The following is an 18,929-nucleotide window of genomic DNA, read 5'->3' as shown; positions in this document are numbered from 1 at the left end:
TTTTCCGTGGAAACACTGGACATTTTCGATTGGTGGGACTATTATAATAAAGATTTGATTGTACCTATCGCATCTTTGTGATAATGGTAGGGAGTCGAATCCTGGGGAGAGGCAGCCCGGTTCGCCGGACTGCCCCGGTTTCGTGCGTGAGCACGGGGCTGATCGAAAAGGGAGGACCGCTGAACAAAGGACCGACGCGCCGTTCGGTTCCTTGTTCAGCGGTCCCAAAGACGGTTAAAGAAGAGGTTTGAAGTAATGACAGAGGTGATGCTATGAGTCATAAGTTTTATGGCGGCGTCCACCCCGCCGAGCACAAAGAGGCGACCGAGCGCAAGCCGGTCATCCCGCTGGAAGAGGCTCCGGCCCAGGTGGTAATCCCTATGTCCATGCATGTGGGCGCGCCCTGTAAGCCCATCGTGGCCGTGGGAGACGAGGTCACCGTCGGACAGAAGATCGGCGAGATCGCCGGACTTGGCGCGCCCATCCACGCCAGCGTCTCCGGCAAGGTCGTGGCCGTGGAGCCCCGGCCCCATGCTGGCGGCGGCAAGATGATGTCCGTAGTGATCGAGAACGACTTCAAGGACACCCCCTGCGAGACAATCCGGCACCGGGACAATGTGGATGTGCTCACTCCCCAGGAGATCATCGACATTGTGAAGGAGGCCGGCATCACCGGCATGGGCGGCGCGGGATTCCCCACCCACGTCAAGCTCTCCGGCGCGGTGGGCAAGGTCGACACCATTCTCATCAACGGCGCGGAGTGCGAGCCCTACATCACCGCCGACCACCGGCTCATGCTGGAGCGGGGAGAGGCGGTCCTGGGCGGCGTGAGCTTCATCATGAAGGCGCTGGGCCTCCAGACGGCCACCATCGGCATCGAGGGCAACAAGCTCGACGCCGTGGAGCACCTGAAGAGCCTGCTCCCGGCGGGCAGCGGCATCCAGATCGAGACGCTGAAGACCCGCTATCCCCAGGGCGCTGAGAAACAGCTCATCCAGCGCGTCACCGGGCGGGAGGTGCCTCCCGGCGGCCTGCCGGCTGACGTGGGCTGCACCGTGTTCAACGTGGCTACTGCCTCCGCCATCTATGACGCTGTGACCGAGGGCAAGCCCCTCACCCACCGTAACGTCACCCTGACCGGCGGCGCCATGACCCGGCCCCTCAACGTCTTTGCTCCCATCGGGACCCCGCTGGAGCACCTCGTCAAGATGGCCGGCGGCTTCAAAACGCCGCCCCAGCGCCTGCTGATGGGAGGCCCCATGATGGGCAACCCCCAGTACGACCTCACCGCCTCCATGATGAAGGGCACCAACTGCCTGCTGGCCCTCACGGACGAGGAGGCCGCCGTACAGGACGCCGAGCAGACATGCATCCGCTGCGGCAAGTGCGTCAACGTCTGCCCCATGCACCTCATGCCCCTCTACATGCGCATGTACAGCATGAAGCGGGACTGGGAGAAGGTCCAGGAGTACAATGTGATGGACTGCATGGAGTGCGGTTCCTGCAACTACATCTGTCCCGCCCGCATCCACCTGGTCCAGACCTTCCGTATGGCCAAGTTTGAGATCCGCGGCCTGCAGGCAAAACAGAAAGCAAAGGAGGCGGCGAAGGCATGAACAACGAGACCAAGCTTCTTGGGGTGGCGTCTTCCCCCCACGTCTCCTCTCCCATAGGGACCCGCACCCTGATGCTGGACGTGCTCGTGGCGCTGGTGCCCTCCCTGTGCGTAGCCGTATTCTTCTTCGGCCTCCGGGCCCTCATCGCTACCGCGATCTCCGTGGCGGCCTGCGAGGTCTTCGAGTGGGGATACCGCAAGCTGTTACATAAGACCAACACCAACGGGGACCTGTCCGCCGCCGTCACGGGCGTGCTGCTGGCTTTTGTCTGCCCTGTGATGCTGCCCTACTGGATGCTGATCATCGGCGATTTCTTCGCCATCGTGGTGGTAAAGCAGCTCTTCGGCGGTCTGGGCAAGAACTTTGTGAACCCCGCCCTGGCGGGGCGCGCATTCCTGATGCTCAGCTACCCTGTGGCCATGACCACGTGGGCCGCGCCGGGCCAGCGGGTGGGCCTCCTCTCCGCCGCTGATGCCGTGACCGGCGCCACTCCCCTCTCCGCCGACTTTATGCACCAGGGCCTTCTGCCGGAGGGCGTGAGCCTCCAGAACATGTTCGTCGGCAACATCGGCGGCTGCATGGGCGAGATCTCCGCGCTGCTCCTGCTGTGCGGCGGCGTATATCTGGTCGTCCGCGGCGTGATCCGACTGCGTGTCCCCGTGGCCTTTATCGGCACCGTGGCCGTGCTCACCTTCCTGTTTCCCATGGGCGGCAACGACCGGCTCACCTGGATGCTCTATGAGGTCCTGGGCGGCGGTCTGATGCTGGGTGCCATCTTCATGGCCACCGACTATGTCACCAGTCCCACCACCCCCGTGGGCGAGATCCTCTTCGGCATCGGCTGCGGCCTGCTCACCGTGTTCATCCGCTACTTCGGCGGCTACCCCGAGGGCGTCTCCTATGCCATCCTTATCATGAACGCCTGCGTGTGGCTGCTGGATAAGGTCAAGCCCCCCCGTTTCGGCCTCACCAAGGAAATGAAGGAGAAGCAGAAGGCGGCCAAGAAAGCTGCAAAGGAGGCGTCTGCGTCATGAGTGAGACTGCTGCTGTGACAAAGAAAAAGGAACCCGGTATGGCGCAGCTCGTGATCGTGCTTTTTGCAATCAGCGCCATCACCGCCCTTTTGCTGGGCCTGGTGAATATGATCACCGCGCCCCAAATTGCAATTAACAACCAGAAAAAGACCGACGACGCTATGGCCGCTGTACTGCCTGCGGACAGCTACACCCAGGTGGAGTATACCGGCGGCAACGCTTTGGTCACCGCAGTCTATCAGGCCGGAGATGCGGGTTATGTGGTCCAGGTGGCTCCCTCCGGATTCGGCGGAAACTTGGATATCATGGTGGGCGTGGGAACTGACGGCACCTGTACCGGTGTATCCATCATTTCCCACTCTGAGACCTCTGGCCTGGGTGCTAACGCCACCAAACCCGCCTTCCGCGACCAGTTTGTGGGCAAGAGCGGCACCGTGGCGGTGGAGAAGGACGGCGGAGATATCGTGGCTCTTACCGGCGCCACCATTACCTCCCGTGCGGTGTCGGAAGGCGTGACCGCCGCGCTGGAAGCCGCCGGAAGCATGGGTTAAGGAGGTAGGCCGAAATGAATGTGAAACAGCAATTGAAGGAAGGGCTTATCACCCAGAACCCTGTTACTGTCCAGTTGCTGGGCATGTGCTCGGTGCTGGCCATCACCACTACACTCTTTAACGGCATCGGCATGGGCCTGAGTGTGCTGGTGATCCTCACCCTGTCGAATATCTTTATTTCTCTGTTGCGGAATATCATCCCCAGCAAGGTGCGTATTGCCTGCTACATCGTGGTGATCGCAGGCTTCGTTACCATGGTGGATCTGTTCCTGAAGGCATTTGTCCCCGCGCTCTCCGAGTCTCTGGGACTCTTTATCCCGCTGATTGTCGTCAACTGCATCATTCTGGGCCGCGCTGAAGGATTTTCCTCCAAGAATGGCGTGGCAGCCTCCGCGCTGGATGGCGTGTTCCAGGGCCTGGGCTATACTATGGTGCTGGTGATCATGTGTATTATCCGTGAGTTCCTGGGCAACGGTACCTTTGGCGGCGGCATTCTCAATGGCGGAGAGGGCGTCCGTATCCTGCCCGAGAGCATCCCCGCACTGGGCATGATCCTCCCCGTGGGCGGTTTCCTGACGCTGGCCTGCGTCATTGCCGCCATGCAGTACTTCCTCAGCAAGCCCAAGAAGACCGAGAAGAAAGAGGAGGTGGCCAAATAATGGAGCTTCTTACCACACTCTTCAGCGTCTCTCTGGGGGCCATCCTGGTCAATAACTTTATTTTTGCCCAGTTCCTGGGCATCTGCCCGTTTATGGGCGTGTCCAAAAAGGTGGACACCGCTCTGGGCATGGGCGTGGCCGTTATCTTTGTCATGGGCGTGGCCTCCGCCGTGTGTTGGCCAATCAATAATTACATTCTGATTCCCAACAAGCTGGTATTCATGCAGACCGTGACCTATATTTTGGTCATAGCCTCCCTGGTACAGTTCGTGGAGATGTTCCTGCAGAAGGCTGTGCCTACTCTGTATCAGGCGCTGGGCGTCTATCTGCCCCTGATCACCACCAACTGCGCCGTGCTGGGTGTGGTGTTGCAGAATACCCAGAACAGCTATGACTTTATCACCAGCGTAGTTTACGGCATCACCGGTGGTATTGGGTTCCTCATTGCTATCGTGCTCTTTGCCAGTGTGCGGGAGCGCCTGGATGTGACGATGGAGTGTCCGAAGGCCTTTGAGGGATTCCCCATCGCCCTGATCACCGCCGGCCTGCTGGCGCTGGCCTTCATGGGCTTCTCCGGCCTGAAAGTTGTTTAAGGGAGGAGGCAAACTGGTATGAATACTGTAATTATGGCCGTTGTGGTCCTGGGCGTTATCGCTGCGATATTTGGACTGATTCTGGCCTATGCCTCCAAGGTGTTTGCCGTGGAGAAGGACCCCCGTGAGGAGGCCATTGCGGGCTGCCTGCCCGGCGCCAACTGCGGCGGCTGCGGCTATGCCGGCTGCGGCGGCTATGCCGCCGCCGTGGTGAAGGGCGAGGCCCCGGTCAACAAATGCGCTGCTGGTGGTGAATCAGTGGCCGCCCAGATCGCTGAGATCATGGGCGTGGCTGCCGGGGACTCCGTGAAGATGGTGGCCCAGGTGCACTGCACCGGCTGCGGCGCCGACAAGCAGAAGTACGCCTATATCGGCGTGCACGACTGCCTGGCCGCCGCCCGCCTGCCCGGCGGCGGCCCCCTGAGCTGTCAGTACGGCTGCTTGGGCATGGGGACCTGCGAGTCTGTCTGCCCCTTCGACGCCATCCATGTGGTGGACGGCGTGGCCAAGGTGGACGAGGACAAGTGCAAGGCCTGTAACCAGTGCGTGGACATCTGCCCCCGCCACATCATCGCCCTGGAGCCCTACAAGACCAAGAAGCACGTCACTATCCCCTGTTCCTCCAAGGACAAGGGCCCTGCCGTCACCAAGGTCTGCTCCAACGGCTGTATCGGCTGCTCCCTGTGTGCCAAGTCCTGCCCCAAGGAAGCCATCACCATGGTGGACAATCTGGCCCACATCGACTACGACAAGTGTATCGGCTGCGGCATCTGTGCCCAGAAGTGCCCCCGCAAGCTGATCACCGTAGACGGCAAGGTGCCTGTGGTGAAGCCCGCGGCGCCCAAGCCGGCGGCCCCGGTCGGCGGCGCTGCCGCAACGGCGCCTGCCGCCCCCAAGGCAGAGACCAAGGAATAAGCTACGTTTACGAAAAGGGCCTGTTGCAAAATACCTTTTAGAAGCCAAAATTGAAAATTGACCTATTAAAAAAGTTCTGGAGAATTGCCGTATCAAGCAATTCTCCAGAACTTTTTGTCATCACGATTTTCTCGGAATTCTATTTTGCAACAGGCCCATTTTTTATTGTATGCCGGAACAGGGTGCGATCCCGCTGTTCTTTTCACACAAGCCAAGGGCCGGGAGGCAGAATCACTTCAAACCGTATCTTTTCAGCTTATATTGCAGCGTCCGACGGGAGATACCCAAATACCGGGTGGTATTTTCCCGGTGACCGTTGTTGAGCTTAAGGGCGGTGATAATTTGTTCCCTCTCGTCGTCAGACGAGCGCAGCTTCGGGGGAGGATGAACTTTTGAGAAACGGTCTGATAGGATGTCTTGATTAAACAAAAGAGGCTAAAAACAGTTGACATATATGGTAAAAGTGCTAAAATAGATAGAGAGGTTGAGCAGGTGAAGAAATGGAAAAACTTTGTGGAGAAAGGAGTTTAACATGAAAGGCATTAAAAAGATTTTGAGCATAACATTGGCTAGCGCGCTGATTTTCGGTGTGTGTGTATTCCCAGCTAGTGCCGTGGAAACAGACACGAGTCAACCCGCAACTGTTACGTTGCAGGGAAGTTTACAGCCCTTTGAGTTCAATCAATGGCAAAGGAGCTATTCCGATTTTTCCTTTGACGCCAGGAGCGCGGAAAAAATGGAGAAGGCATTGACGAGCGCTGCCATCACTGCCGCAACCTCCGCGTTAGGGGCCCTGTTTGGCGGAGGTGCGGGTGCCTCTATCGGCGGAGGTGCGGTAGGTGCATTTATTTCTTCCTATGCCGCCGATGCAGTCTCTGAGTATTATGAAGTATTTGGGAATACCGGATATGGAACTGTGATTGGCGGGCGTTATGGATCAAAAATGAGAATTGCGATATACCTATACTCGGATTCTGCCAGAACAAATTTAGTTTATTCCGACGTGTATGCCACTGATCATTTTCCTGTATGATGGAACTTAAACATGACAGATGAACAAATATAAAAGATTATGGCAGATTTTGGGGCTATTGCTGTTGATACAGACCATCTCCTACATTATGGGGTATGCCGTATCAGAAAAAATTAAACACGGGGCGAACATTTTTTCAAGCGTTGCGTCATTTGCACAGTTGTTTGATTCATCCAATGTATTCGGCCTTTTGGGTTGCTTTTTATCTTCGGCTTTAGTAATTATCCTATTTGGGCATGGAAAGCCCAAAGGAAAATAGGTGGCTGAAATAGGGCCTGTTGCAAAATACGTTTTAGAGGCCAAAATTGAAAATTGACCTATTAAAAAAGTTCTGGAGAATTGCTTAATACGGCAATTCTTCAGAACTTTTTGTCATCATGTTTTTCTCGGAATTCTATTTTGCAACAGGCCCTTTTTGCGCGCTCGGGTCTATACCCGGTCAGGGCTGAAACGGCGCCATACCCAGGCGGATGAAGAACCCCTGGGGGTGCTTGCAGATGGGACAGGTGGCGGGGGCCAGGGTGGAGTCGATGATCTGTCCGCAGTTGAGGCACATCCACTTGACGCCTGCCTCAGACCGGAAGAGCCCGTCGTTTTCCACCAGATCGGCAAAGCGGCCGAAGCGGTCCCCGTGCGTTTTTTCCACGGCGGCGATCATCTCAAAGGTCTTGCCAATCTCGGCGAAGCCCTCCTCCATGGCAATCTTGGCAAAACCGGCATAGTCGTGCTCCCACTCCTGGTATTCGTTGTGCTGGGCGGCGCGCAGGTGCTCCAGGGTCGTGGGATAGAGGTCGATGGGATAGGCGCCGTCAATGGTGATGTTCTGTCCGGAGAGGGACTGAAGGTAGTTATAAAAGACTTTGGCGTGGGCCCGCTCCTGGTCGGCGGTGAAGAGAAAGACCTGCTCGATGACCTGTAAATTCTGCTTTTTGGCCAGACCAGCGGCAAACGTATAGCGGTTCCGGGCCTGGCTCTCGCCGGCAAAGGCCCGCAGCAGGTTGCGGTGGGTCTCACTCTTTTCAAACGCAATGGACATGTACGCTCACTCCTTGTTTTTTGAAGTAAGCGTATTATGTCCTGGAGGCGGAAAATTAACCCTTTCGTGCCAACTGTTTTACCAGATAGAGAAATTCTTCCTGATACGCGTCGTCCTCCAGTCCTGGAAGCGACTCCAACTGCTCCGCCACGCCGGCATAGGTGGCGCTTCCGGCGTAAGCGGAATCCCGCAGCAGCATGCCGAACTGGGCCACACAGGCGGCAAAGGCGGTGTCCTTTGAGGCCGCGGCCACCTGCGCCTCCTGTCCGACGGGGTACTCCAACAGGGAGCTGTCCGCGCCGTCCGGCGCCTTGTAGCGTATGCTAACCGTCAACCACTCATCGCTGCCGGTGTCTGCAGCGGTTTGGTACTTGAGGTCCGCGCCGGGGACCTCCATAGGGGAGTCGGCGGGCACCAGCTCGTAAAGTGCGGTGACCCGGTGGCCGGCACCGATCTCCCCACCGTCTTTGGCGTCGTCGGCGAAATCCTCCGCGTCCAAAAGGCGGTTCTCATAGCCGATCAGCCGGTAGCCCTTCAAGACGACGGGATTGAATTCCACCTGGAGCTTCACGTCCTTGGCCACGGTAAAGAGGGTACCGCCCATCTCCTCCACCAGTACCCGCTTGGCCTCCAGCGCGCTGTCGATGTAGGAGTAGTTGCCGTCACCGTGGTCGGCCAGCGCCTCCATTTTGTTGTCTTTCAGGTTTCCAGTGCCAAAGCCCATCACCGAGAGAAACACGCCGCTCTCCTTTTTTTCCTCGATGAGCCGGACAAGCTCTCCCTCGCTGGTCACGCCCACGTTCAGGTCCCCGTCGGTGGCCAGGATCACCCGGTTATTGCCGCCGGGGATGAAGTGCTCCTCCGCCAATGCGTAGGCTGTTGTGATCCCGCGGCTTCCGGCGGTGCTTCCGCCGGCGGCCAGATCCTCAATGGCGGCCTGGATGGTCTCCGCCTCGTCGCCGGTGCAGCCGTCCAGCACCACCTGGTCGCTGGAGGCATAGGTGACGATGGAGATCACGTCATCGGGACGCAGGTGCTCGGTCAGCAGAAGAAAGGCCTGCTTGACCAGGGGAAGCTTGTCATAGCTCTCCATAGAGCCGGACACGTCGATGAGAAAAACCAGGTTGGAGCGGGGCATGGCCTCCCAATCCGGCTGCGGCGCCTGGAGCCCCAGCCGCAGAAGGAGGGTGTCGCCGTTCCAGGGGCAGGGGGCGATCTCGGCCGAGACGGAGAAGGGTGCGCCGTCCTCCGGCGTGGGGTAGTCGTAGTGGAAATAGTTGATGAGCTCCTCGATGCGCACTGCGTCGGCGGGCACCTCCTGCCCGGAGAGGAGCATCCGGCGGAGGTTGGCGTAGGAGGCGGTGTCCACATCGGCGGCGAAGGTGGACAGCGGGGCGGTGGATACCGCGTGGAAGCCGTTTTCCGCGAGATAGCGGTACTCCTCGGTGTAAAATTCCGGCAGACCCTCCTGGGCCTCGGCCGGGGCGCCCGCGCTGGCATATACCGCCGAACCCGCGGCAGGCGCGGCCATGTCGGCGGCGGGCGCTGCGCCGCTGGAATTTCCCCCCGCGCCGCAGCCTCCGGCGGCGAGCAGAAGGGCCCCTGTCAGTGCAAGAGACAGATACCGGTGTGCTTTCATGTGAGAGCCTCCATTCCAAATCAGATAACAGCCCGGGCTGCGTGATATATGGATAGACGGAATGGAAAAGAAAAAGTTCCCATTTTTTGATATTTTGATGAAAAGCCGCCGCGCTTCCTCCTCCTTGGCCTGGGGACAAAAATCGGGAGCCGGTTTTCACAAACCGGCTCCCGAACAGAACGTTTCTTATAGACGCCTCTCCAGCTCATCCCGGATGGCCAGAAGGAAGTCCCGGCTGGTCACAGTGACGGCGGGGGTATTGCCCTCCCACAGACCGGCCAGATCCTTGGTCATGGTGCCGCCTTCGATGACGGCGATGGAGGCCTGCTCCAGCTTGTCCGCAAAGGCCTGGAGGGCGGCGATGCCGTCCAGCTCGCCCCGTTTCCGCAGGGCCCCGGTCCAGGCGAAGAGGGTGGCGATGGGATTGGTGGAGGTCTCCTTGCCCTGGAGGTGCTGGTAGTAGTGGCGGGTGACGGTGCCGTGGGCGGCCTCGTACTCATACTTCCCGTCGGGGGAGACCAGAACGGAGGTCATCATGGCCAGGGACCCAAAGGCGGTGGAGACCATATCGCTCATCACGTCGCCGTCATAGTTCTTGCAGGCCCAGATGAAACCGCCCTCGCTGCGGATGACCCGCGCCACCGCGTCGTCGATGAGGGTGTAGAAGTATTCGATTCCCAGCTTCTTGAATTTCTTGGCATACTGGGCGTCGTAGATCTCCTGGAAGATGTCCTTGAAGGTGTGGTCGTACTGCTTGGAGATGGTATCCTTGGTGGCGAACCACAGGTCCTGCCTGGTATCCAGGGCGAACTGGAAGCAGGCGTGGGCGAAGGAGGTGATGGAGGCGGCGGTGTTGAACTGCCCCTGGAGCACGCCGGGACCCTGGAAGTCATAGATGGTCTGGCGGTGCTCGGCGCCGTCCGCGCCGGTAAAGAGAAGCTCCGCCTTTCCGGGGCCGGGCACCTTGTACTCGGTGTTCTTGTAGACGTCGCCGAAGGCGTGGCGGGCGATGGTGATGGGCTTCTTCCAGTTCTTCACCACCGGAGAGATCCCCTTGACCATGATGGGAGCGCGGAACACGGTGCCGTCCAGAATGGCGCGGATGGTGCCGTTGGGGGATTTCCACATCTGAGAGAGCCGATACTCCTCCACACGCTGGGCGTTGGGGGTGATGGTGGCGCACTTTACCGCCACGCCGTACGCTTTGGTCGCCTCGGCGGAGTCCACCGTCACCTGGTCATGGGTGCGCTCCCGCTCAGGGAGACCCAGATCGAAGTAGACGGTGTTCAGGTCGATATAGGGCGTGAGAAGGAGCTCTTTGATGTCGCTCCACAGGATGCGGGTCATCTCATCCCCGTCCATCTCCACCAGAGGGGTGGTCATTTTGATTTTTTCCATGGTTTTGGACCTCCTTGAGCTGTTTTGATCTGTTTCATTATATGCGGTCGCGGGAAAAAACACAAGAACCCCGGTTCCATTTTCTGCATAGAATCCAAGGGGACGCTGTGTCCCGATTCTGAGGAGAGGTGAAACGGTATGGGCAGACGAATCTGGGCCGCACTGCTGTGCGGCCTTCTGCTATGTGCGCCCGCGCTGGCCATCGGCCCTGTGTCCGGGGAGCAGATGCGGGGCATGGACGTAAGCGTGTATCAGGGGAATGTGGATTTTGCGGCTGCGAAAGCGGACGGGATCGAGACGGTGTATATCCGTGCCGGCTACGGAGAGACCGGGGTGGACGCATATTATCGCCAACACTACGAGGGGGCCTCCGCCGCCGGACTGAAGGTGGGCTTTTATCACTATATGGACGCCGTTACCGAGGAGGGGGCCAGACGGCAGGCCGCGCACTTTGCCGCCCTCATCCGGGATCTTCCGGCGGACTGCCGTCCGGTGATGGACTTTGAGACCTTCGGCGGGATGGACCGGGAGGAGGCCGGGGCTGTGGGCCTTGCCTTTCTGGAGGCGGTGGAGGAGACCCTCGGCCAGCGGCCCATGGTGTACTCCGACGCCTATGCCGCCGGATACCGCATGGACGATAGCATGAGCGGCTATCCCCTGTGGGTGGCGGACTACGGGGCGGACGAACCCGATGTGTCCGCCAACTGGACGGCCTGGACCGGCTGGCAGTACACCGACGAGGGACGGGTGAGCGGTGTGTCCGGCCGTGTGGATCTGGACCGGTTTACCGACGGCGTCCTCCTCCGGGAGGAGGAGCGGCCGGTACCGGAGGAGGTCTGGCGCTATCAGGTCCGACCGGGGGACACCCTCTGGGCTCTTGCCCGCCGGTACGGCACCACCGTGGGAGCCATTGCCCGGCTCAATGCTCTGGCCGACCCCAATCTTATCTATGTGGGGGAGGAGCTGAAGCTCCCGGGGCGGGCCCAGGAGAGGACCTATACCGTGCGCGCAGGAGATACCTTGTGGGGCATCTCCCGGCGGTATGGGACCACCGTGGCCGAGCTGGCGGGGCTCAATGGGATCCGGAACCCGGATCTCATCTATCCCGGCCAGGTCCTGCGGCTGCCCGGATGAAATCAGAGGGCCGGCCCCTGAAGAGGGGCCGGCCCTTCGGGTTATTCAGCCGCCGGGTGCTCCAGCGGCTGAATAACGGTGCGGTACATATAGAACATGAAGAAACAGCTCAGGGAGAAAGAGAAGATCTCCGCGAAGGGGAAGGCCAGCCAGGTGGCGGCGAGGCCCACGAAATGTCCCAGAAGCCAAGCGGAGGGGAGAATGAGCACCAACTGCCGCAGGACGGAGACGATCAGACTCAGAACGCCGTGGCCCAAAGCCTGACACACGGAGGAGGTGACGATGCCGAAGGCGGCGAAGGGGAAGCTCAGGCTGATGAGCCGCAGGGCGGGAATCCCGATCTCCAGCATATAGTCCGAGGCGTTGAAGATCCCCAGAAGCTGCCGGGGAACGATCCAGAAAAGGGCCACCCCCGCCAGCATGATGCCCAGGGCGTACAGAACGCCCAGCTTGGCGGTGCGGACCATCCGGTCCGGTTTCCGCGCGCCGTAGTTGTAGGCGATGATGGGGACGATGCCGTTATTGAGGCCGAACACCGGCATGAAGATGAAGGACTCCAGCTTGAAGTAGGCGGAAAAGACCGCCACGGCGGTGGAGTTGAAGGCCCCCAGGATCTTGTTCATGCCGAAGGTCATCACCGAGCCGATGGAGGACATGATGATGGACGGCACGCCCACAGCGTAAATCTTCCGAATGATGGCACCCGAGGGGCGGAACCCCCGAAAATTCAGGCTGATCTCCGGGTTGAGCCGCAGATTGCAGTAGAGGCCCAGCAGGGCGCCCACAATCTGGCCCAGCACCGTGGCCCAGGCGGCTCCGGCGATGCCCATCTCGGGGAAGGGACCGAGGCCGAAGATGAGCAGGGGGTCCAGGATCAGATTGATCACCGCGCCGGTGGCCTGGGAGATCATGGTGAAGATGGTCTTGCCGGTGGATTGGAGGAGCCGTTCAAAGCAGATCTGGAACATCATACCCACGCAGACCACCGATACGATGGAGAGATAGGTGGTGCCGTAGCTGATGATGGAGTCCACCTGGGTCTGGAGCGTCATGAAGGTGCGGGAGAAGAAGCCGCCCAGCACGGCGAAGACGGCCCAGGAGCAGAAGGCCAGGAACACGCCGTTGACGGCAGCTTGGTTGGCGGTCTCAAAATTTTTCTCTCCCAAGCTCTTGGAGAGCAGGGCGTTGATGCCCACGCCGGTGCCCACGGCCACTGAGATCATGAGGTTCTGGGCGGGAAAGGCCAGACCCACGGCGGCCAGAGCGTCCTCGCTGATATAGGAGACGAACACGCTGTCCACCACGTTGTAAAGAGCCTGTACCAGCATAGAGATCATCATGGGCAGGGACATGGTGAGGAGGAGGCGGTTGACGGGCATGACGCCCATCTTGTTTTCTTGGGGCTGCTGTGTCACGCGCCGAGCCCCCGTTCCCTGGCCAAAGTCAAAATGAGGTCTACCACGTTGTCCAGTCCGATGGTGCTGCTGACGGCGAGATGATAGTTCTGGGCCTTGCCCCATACCCGGTCGGAGAAGTGCTCGTAGTAGGCCGCGCGGCTCTTGTCGTGCTTGAGGACATAGGAGCGGACATCCGGAGCATCCACATGGTACTCCTCCTTGGCCCGGAAGATGCGCTCGTCCAGCGGCGCGTGGATAAAGACATTGAGCACGTCTTCCTGGTTGCGCAGCACATAGTCGGCGCAGCGTCCCACGATGACGCAGGGCCCCTGGGCGGCCACCTTCCGGATCACATCGGACTCGGCGATGAACACTTGGTCGCTCACCGGCAGGTTTTGTGTGCTCATGTAGAGATTGTAGAGAAAGCTGCTGGTCTTTTTCTGCTCAGCCTGACGGATGAACTCCTCAGAGAGGCCGGTCTCCTTGGCGGCCAGATCGATGACGGCCTTGTCGTAGAAAGGGATGTGCAGGGCCTCAGCCACCCGCTGGGCCACAATGCGCCCGCCGGAGCCGAACTGGCGGCCGATGGTGAGAACGGTATGCGCCATAACTACTACCTCCTTGTCGTAGGACGGAAAGAAAGAATTTTCTAAGAAAAGTATACCATAAGAAAAGAAAAAATACCACGGTCAGGTTCTACACCTGACCGTGGTATTCCGGCGCTGATTTTGGAGGAAAAGCTGTGAGGCCACGGCCCAGAAGCGCTGTCCGTGGCTTCCCGCTCAATGAAAGGCCGCCGTCCCGGATAAAATACAAGGGCTCGCAGGATAGGTTCGGGCGATGACAGGCGTTGCGATAGACACCAGAAACAACGGATTTATCATGCCAAAGCAACGATCTCCAGAGTGGATTCTCCTGTGGAGAGGTCTACGGTGTACTGGTACAGGCCGGCCTCAGAGAGGACGGCCTCTTCGGGATGCCCCGGGTTGACGATCACTGTCTCCGGAATGGTACAGGTATAGGTTAGGGTACGTCCATCGGCGCTGAGGACCGGTTCTTCTGGAGCGGCTCGCATACCAAGGCCGTTGCGCGGGGGCAGCGGCAGCAAGACCGTCTCACCGGCGCCCTGGGCAGAGCCCGGCTTGTAGACCAAGGCGAGGACAAACACGGGACCGTGGGCCCACCCATCCGTTCTGGTGCTGAGTACGGTACAGGTGCCGGCCTCCAGGCGGGCTTCCACGGTGACATTCATCTCGCCCTTGATCAGGGCGTCGATGGCGGCGTCATAGGAGGCCTGTTCCTCCTCTGTTGCGTCGGAGGGAGCCTCCGGCTCCTCCGGCACCGCATCCAGGAAGGGATTTCTGGGGAATGCTGTCTCAAATTCTGCCTGAGAAAATGCGCCCCTATCTACGAGTTTCTGTGCCAGCGTATCATTGCTGTCCTTTTGCTCTGCGAAAAGAGCAGCACAGGTTACAGCAACGGCATCAGCCCGAAGAAAGTTATTCCGGTCCACAATTTCAGGCAGGATACCGCAGTCTTCTGCCAGGGACCAGGGGGAATCCCAGGTAAAGTCGGCGCCGTCGGCATAGCCCAGGGCACGGAGCATGAAAGTCACATACATAGCACCGGTGGCGGTGTCTTCGGTGCCGAAGGCGGTATCCGCGGTCCCTTTGGTGAGGCCTTGGTCATAGGCATAGGACACATATCCATCGGCCCAGGCGGGGACATCCGTAAAAGGATGGGTTTTGGGCTGCAGCTCTGCCTGTACCCCCTTACCCAAGGAACGTACCAGCATGGTCACTGCCTCCACGCGGCTGGGGGCCCGGTCCAGGTCAAAATCAGTAGAGCCATCTTCCAGCACCCCTACGCCAAGGAAGAGATCTAGTTCCTTCAACTGAGCTGCCAAAGCTGTCTGAAGGCGCAAATCCCTTACCCCGGCAGCATATGCTGCCGGGGTAAGGGAGAACATCAGGGCCAAGGACAGAAGTATGCCTAGTATTCTGGAGTGAAATTTTTCCATAGGTATATTCCTCCTAAAAGATGATCGGGACTGTAAATGGAATGAAACCCGGAGCCTCGCCAGCCTTTGCGGCGCTGATTTTGGCGGAAAAGCTGCGCTACAGCGCCTTGCCCGCCAGGATCTCCCGGTAGTCCCGATAGTTGTCCTCCAGAAGCTTGGGGGTGTCCAGACCGTAGGGGCACTTTCGGGCGCACTGATTGCAGTGGAGGCACTGCTCGATACGGGCCATTTTCTCCTGCATCTCGGGGGTGAGCTGGGCCTCTCTGGGGGCCCGACGGATCATAAGGGACATCCGGGCACAGTTATTGATCTCGATCCCTGCGGGGCAGGGCATGCAGTAGCCGCAGCCCCGGCAGAAATTCCCCTGGAGTTGGGCCCGGTCCCGCTCCACCACGGCGGCGAGCGCCGCCGTGAGGGTGGGAGGGTTGTGGATATAGGAGAGGAACTCCCGCAGTTCGCGCTCCCGCTGGACGCCCCAGATGGGCAGCACGTGCTCATATTGGGCCAGCCAGGCATAGGCGGCGGCGGAGTTGTTGATGAGCCCGCCGGAGAGCCCCTTCATGGCGATGAAGCCCATGCCCGCCTCCCGGCAGGCCTCCGCCACCGCGATGTCCTTGTCCGTGGCCAGGTAGCAGAAGGGGAACTGAAGGGTGTCGTAGAGCCCGGAGCGGATGGCCTCATGGGCCAGGGTCATGCGGTGATTGGTGATGGAGATGAAGCGGATCTTGCCCTGCCGCCTGGCCTCCAGCATGGCCTCATAGAGCCCGGAGCCGTCCCCAGGCTTGGGGCAGAAGGCGGGGTTGTGGAACTGATAGATGTCGATATAGTCGGTCTTCAGATTCCGCAGGCTGGTCTCCAGGTCAGACCAGAAGCCCTCCGCCGTGGTGGCCGCCGTTTTGGTGGCGAGATAGAACGCGTCCCGACGGTCCGAGAGGGCGTAGCCGATCTTCTCCTCGCTGTCGGTATAGAACCGGGCGGTGTCGAAGAAGGTGATGCCCGCATCCAGCGCCATGCGGAGAAGCCGGGCGGCCTCCTCCCGGGAGACGCGCTGGATGGGCAGCGCCCCGAAGCCGTTTTTGTTGACGGTGATGCCGGTCCTGCCCAGCGTTACCATATCCATAGGAATGACCTCCGCTCTCTTCTGCTTTATCCGATTCTGGCGATGCCCTGCTCCCTGGCCTCGTCGGCCACCGCCTTGGCCACGGCGTCGGCGACGGACTTGTCCAGGACCGAGGGAATGATGTAGTCCGGAGAGAGCTGCTCCTCCGGGATAAGGGCGGCCAGGGCGCGGGCGGCCCGGACCTTCATGCCCTCGGTGATGTCGGTGGCCCGCACCATGAGGGCCCCCTTGAAGATGCCGGGGAACACCAGCACGTTGTTGATCTGGTTGGGGAAGTCGCTCCGTCCGGTGCCGATGACCGCCGCGCCGCCCCTGCGGGCCTCCTCCGGCATGATTTCCGGTACGGGGTTGGCCATGGGGAACACGATGCCGCAGCGCATGGTACGCACCATCTCCGCGGTGACCAGACCGGGCCGGGACACGCCGATGAAGGCGTCGGCGCCCCTGAGGGCGTCAGCCAGGGTGCCGTGCTCATGCGCCAGATTGGAGATGTGGGAGATTTCCTCCTGGCCGGGGTTGAGTCCCGGGTCCCCCGCGCAGATGACGCCATTGATGTCGCACATCACCACGTTGCCGAAGCCCATCCGGATGAGCAGCTTTCCGATGGCGATGCCTGCGGCGCCGGCGCCGTTGATGACGATCTTGACCTTGCCCATCTCCTTCCCGGTGACCTTGATGGCGTTGAGCAGGGCGGCTGCCACCACGATGGCGGTGCCGTGCTGATCGTCGTGGAACACGGGGATGTCGCAGCGCTCCTTCAGCCGCCTCTCCACCTCAAAGCAGCGGGGGGCGGCGATGTCCTCCAGGTTGATGCCGCCGAAGCTCTTGGAGATGAGGGCGATGGTGTCCACCAGCTTGTCCACGTCTTGGGTATCCACGCAGATGGGAAAGGCGTCCACGCCGCCGAACTCCTTGAAAAGGGCGCACTTGCCCTCCATCACCGGCATGCCGGCGGCCGGACCTATGTCGCCCAGACCCAGCACGGCGGAGCCGTCGGTGATGACGGCCACCAGATTGCTCCGGCGGGTCAGGTCAAAGGATTTGTTGTAGTCGGCCTGGATCTCCCGGCAGGGCTGGGCCACGCCGGGTGTGTACAGAAGGGACAGGTCCTCCCGGCTCTCCACATGCCTGCGGGAGACCACCTCGATCTTGCCCCGGAGGGCGTAATGCAGCTCCAGGGACTTTTGGCTGATTTCATCCATGGGAATACCGTCCTTTCCGGTCACACCATCTCTTCCGGATGGAAGACCTCGTCAAATTTTTCAGGGGTCAGGAAGCCCAGCTTCACGCAGGCATCCTTTAGGGAGATGTTCTCTCTGTGGGCCAGCTTGGCGGTTTTGGCCGCGTTGTCGTAGCCGATATAAGGATTGAGGGCGGTCACCAGCATGAGGGAGTTGTGAAGGTTGTGGCGGCACTTCTCCCGGTCGGCGGTGATGCCGGCGGCACAGTTGTCGTTGAACGAGTCCATACAGTCGGCCAGCAGGCGCACGGACTGGAGAAAATTATAGATGCACACGGGCATGAACACATTGAGCTCGAAGTTGCCCTGGCTGGCCGCCATACCCACGGCCGTGTCGTTGGCCATGACCTGGACGGCGACCATGGTCACCGCCTCGCACTGGGTGGGGTTCACCTTGCCCGGCATGATGGAAGAGCCGGGCTCGTTTTCCGGAATACGGATCTCACCCAGGCCGCACCGGGGGCCGGAGGCAAGCCAGCGCACGTCGTTGGCGATCTTCATGAGGTCGGCGGCCAGGGCCTTGAGCCCCCCGTGGGCAAATACCAGCTCATCCTTGCTGGTGAGCGCGTGGAATTTGTTGGGGGCGGTCACGAAGTCCTTTCCAGTGAGCTCGCTCACCGCCCGGGCCACCTCCTCGGCAAAGCCGGCGGGGGCGTTGAGGCCCGTCCCTACCGCAGTGCCGCCCAGGGCCAGCTCATGGAGCCCGGGCAGTGCCGCCTCCAGCATGGTCCGGTCCCGCTCCAGGGAGGCGCGCCAGCCGCTCACCTCCTGGCCCAGTGTGATGGGCACCGCGTCCTGGAGATGGGTGCGCCCCGATTTCACCACGTCGGCATTCTCCGCCTCCAGCCGCCGCAGCGTGGCGGTCAGGGCGTCCAGCGCGGGGAAGAGCCGGTCCTCGATCTCTACCGCCGCCGCGATGTGCATGGCGGTGGGAAAGGTGTCGTTGGAACTCTGGGACATGTTTACGTGGTCGTTGGGGTGGAGCAGCCGTTCTCCTGCCAGCTCGTTGCCGCGGTTGGCCACCACCTCGTTGACGTTCATGTTGCTCTGGGTGCCGGAGCCGGTCTGCCACACCACCAGGGGAAAGTGGTCGTCCAGCTTGTGGGCGGTCACCTCGTCGCAGGCGGCGCAGACAGCCTGAAATCTGGCGTCATCCAGCCGTCCCAGCCGGTGATTGGCCATAGCGGCGGCCCTTTTCAAAACACCGAAGGCGTGAATGATCTCCAGCGGCATCCGCTCCGTCCCGATCTTGAAGTTCTGGTAGCTTCGCTGGGTCTGGGCCCCCCAGTACCGGTCTGCCGGCACCTTCATCTCCCCCATGCTGTCCCGTTCTATGCGGTAATCTCCCATATGCCTGCCCCTTTTCTGATTTGGTTTTCTTTTTTATACCACATTCTGCGCCGGATTTCCATACCCTGATGCCTGGAGACCCGCCGAAAAAGCGACATAGGGCCGCCCGGAGCGCGGCTGCGGAGCAGACAGGCCGCGGCGGCGGGACGCTCATGGGGGTCGCGGGCGTTCTGCACAGAAGGAGACAGAGGTGA

Annotated in this window: 18 protein-coding genes; 8 read left to right on the top strand and 10 right to left on the bottom strand. The window is 60.4% G+C overall.

What is annotated here, in order from left to right; translation table 11 throughout:
• Positions 1-272 precede the first annotated feature (272 nt).
• Genes rsxC through rnfB form a run of 6 tightly spaced genes read left to right on the top strand, consistent with a single transcriptional unit; the run spans position 273 to position 5,368 of the window.
• A complete protein-coding gene (rsxC, locus tag ABUA09_RS06680; RefSeq protein ID WP_058117097.1) occupies positions 273-1,616 on the top strand; it encodes an electron transport complex subunit RsxC in 1,344 nt (447 codons plus the stop codon).
• Positions 1,613-2,650 carry an RnfABCDGE type electron transport complex subunit D gene (locus ABUA09_RS06675; protein WP_349949226.1) on the top strand — a complete coding sequence of 346 codons (1,038 nt, stop codon included), beginning with the start codon at positions 1,613-1,615 and terminating at the stop codon, positions 2,648-2,650. Before rsxC ends, ABUA09_RS06675 begins: the two co-directional genes overlap by 4 nt.
• A complete protein-coding gene (locus ABUA09_RS06670) occupies positions 2,647-3,201 on the top strand; it encodes an RnfABCDGE type electron transport complex subunit G (RefSeq protein WP_052082630.1) in 555 nt (184 codons plus the stop codon). Before ABUA09_RS06675 ends, ABUA09_RS06670 begins: the two co-directional genes overlap by 4 nt.
• Positions 3,202-3,215: 14 nt before the next feature.
• Positions 3,216-3,860: an electron transport complex subunit RsxE gene (gene rsxE, locus ABUA09_RS06665; protein ID WP_033117457.1), complete on the top strand. Its 645-nt coding sequence runs from the start codon at positions 3,216-3,218 to the stop codon at positions 3,858-3,860.
• Positions 3,860-4,453 carry an electron transport complex subunit RsxA gene (gene rsxA, locus ABUA09_RS06660; RefSeq protein WP_033117456.1) on the top strand — a complete coding sequence of 198 codons (594 nt, stop codon included), beginning with the start codon at positions 3,860-3,862 and terminating at the stop codon, positions 4,451-4,453. Before rsxE ends, rsxA begins: the two co-directional genes overlap by 1 nt.
• Before the next feature lie 18 nt (positions 4,454-4,471).
• The gene (gene rnfB / locus ABUA09_RS06655) at positions 4,472-5,368 is read left to right on the top strand and encodes an RnfABCDGE type electron transport complex subunit B (RefSeq protein WP_116722212.1); all 897 of its coding nucleotides are present in this window, start codon (positions 4,472-4,474) and stop codon (positions 5,366-5,368) included.
• Between the two features lie 231 nt (positions 5,369-5,599).
• Here rnfB and ABUA09_RS06650 read toward each other — a convergent pair whose 3' ends face one another.
• Positions 5,600-5,797, bottom strand: a complete 198-nt coding sequence (locus ABUA09_RS06650) for a helix-turn-helix domain-containing protein (protein WP_207215997.1) — start codon at positions 5,795-5,797, stop codon at positions 5,600-5,602.
• Between the two features lie 103 nt (positions 5,798-5,900).
• Between ABUA09_RS06650 and ABUA09_RS06645 the strand changes: the two genes are divergently transcribed.
• Positions 5,901-6,401: a hypothetical protein gene (locus ABUA09_RS06645; protein WP_116722213.1), complete on the top strand. Its 501-nt coding sequence runs from the start codon at positions 5,901-5,903 to the stop codon at positions 6,399-6,401.
• A 439-nt stretch (positions 6,402-6,840) separates the two neighbouring features.
• Here ABUA09_RS06645 and rbr read toward each other — a convergent pair whose 3' ends face one another.
• From rbr to ABUA09_RS06630, 3 genes are all read right to left on the bottom strand, one after another.
• Positions 6,841-7,437, bottom strand: coding sequence for a rubrerythrin (rbr, locus tag ABUA09_RS06640; protein WP_116722214.1), 597 nt, complete (start codon positions 7,435-7,437; stop codon positions 6,841-6,843).
• Between the two features lie 55 nt (positions 7,438-7,492).
• Positions 7,493-9,076, bottom strand: a complete 1,584-nt coding sequence (locus ABUA09_RS06635) for a vWA domain-containing protein (protein ID WP_208319350.1) — start codon at positions 9,074-9,076, stop codon at positions 7,493-7,495.
• Positions 9,077-9,262: 186 nt separating this feature from the next.
• Complete coding sequence (locus ABUA09_RS06630; RefSeq protein ID WP_349949225.1) at positions 9,263-10,474, bottom strand: NADP-dependent isocitrate dehydrogenase; 1,212 nt, start codon at positions 10,472-10,474, stop codon at positions 9,263-9,265.
• 138 nt (positions 10,475-10,612) lie between these two features.
• Here ABUA09_RS06630 and ABUA09_RS06625 point away from each other — a divergent pair, with 138 nt between their 5' ends.
• Entirely contained in the window at positions 10,613-11,608 is a 996-nt protein-coding gene (locus ABUA09_RS06625; protein ID WP_052082629.1) for a GH25 family lysozyme, read from the top strand.
• Positions 11,609-11,649: 41 nt separating this feature from the next.
• On the opposite strand, the gene ABUA09_RS06620 is transcribed toward ABUA09_RS06625, so the two are convergent.
• The 6 genes from ABUA09_RS06620 to fumC all read right to left on the bottom strand — a co-directional run bounded on the left by ABUA09_RS06620 (position 11,650) and on the right by fumC (position 18,735).
• Positions 11,650-13,023, bottom strand: a complete 1,374-nt coding sequence (locus tag ABUA09_RS06620; protein ID WP_462937289.1) for an MATE family efflux transporter — start codon at positions 13,021-13,023, stop codon at positions 11,650-11,652.
• On the bottom strand, positions 13,020-13,613 hold the full coding sequence (locus tag ABUA09_RS06615; RefSeq protein ID WP_033117450.1) for a cytidylate kinase-like family protein: 594 nt from the start codon (positions 13,611-13,613) through the stop codon (positions 13,020-13,022). The genes ABUA09_RS06620 and ABUA09_RS06615 overlap by 4 nt, the downstream gene beginning before the upstream one ends.
• A gap of 272 nt (positions 13,614-13,885) precedes the next feature.
• Positions 13,886-15,025: an S-layer homology domain-containing protein gene (locus ABUA09_RS06610; RefSeq protein WP_058117104.1), complete on the bottom strand. Its 1,140-nt coding sequence runs from the start codon at positions 15,023-15,025 to the stop codon at positions 13,886-13,888.
• A gap of 97 nt (positions 15,026-15,122) precedes the next feature.
• On the bottom strand, positions 15,123-16,145 hold the full coding sequence (locus tag ABUA09_RS06605; RefSeq protein ID WP_033117449.1) for an aldo/keto reductase: 1,023 nt from the start codon (positions 16,143-16,145) through the stop codon (positions 15,123-15,125).
• A gap of 26 nt (positions 16,146-16,171) precedes the next feature.
• Complete coding sequence (locus ABUA09_RS06600; protein WP_033117497.1) at positions 16,172-17,347, bottom strand: NAD(P)-dependent malic enzyme; 1,176 nt, start codon at positions 17,345-17,347, stop codon at positions 16,172-16,174.
• Between the two features lie 20 nt (positions 17,348-17,367).
• Positions 17,368-18,735 (bottom strand): class II fumarate hydratase, encoded by a 1,368-nt coding sequence (gene fumC, locus ABUA09_RS06595; RefSeq protein WP_208319347.1) that lies wholly within the window; start codon positions 18,733-18,735, stop codon positions 17,368-17,370.
• Positions 18,736-18,929: the final 194 nt, after the last annotated feature.

It is taken from the genome of Intestinimonas sp. RTP31139st1_F5_RTP31139_211217, from assembly GCF_040226735.1.
In the GTDB taxonomy this organism is placed as follows: Bacteria; Bacillota; Clostridia; order Oscillospirales; family Oscillospiraceae; genus Intestinimonas; species Intestinimonas butyriciproducens.
This window is presented reverse-complemented; position numbering and strand designations above follow the sequence as displayed.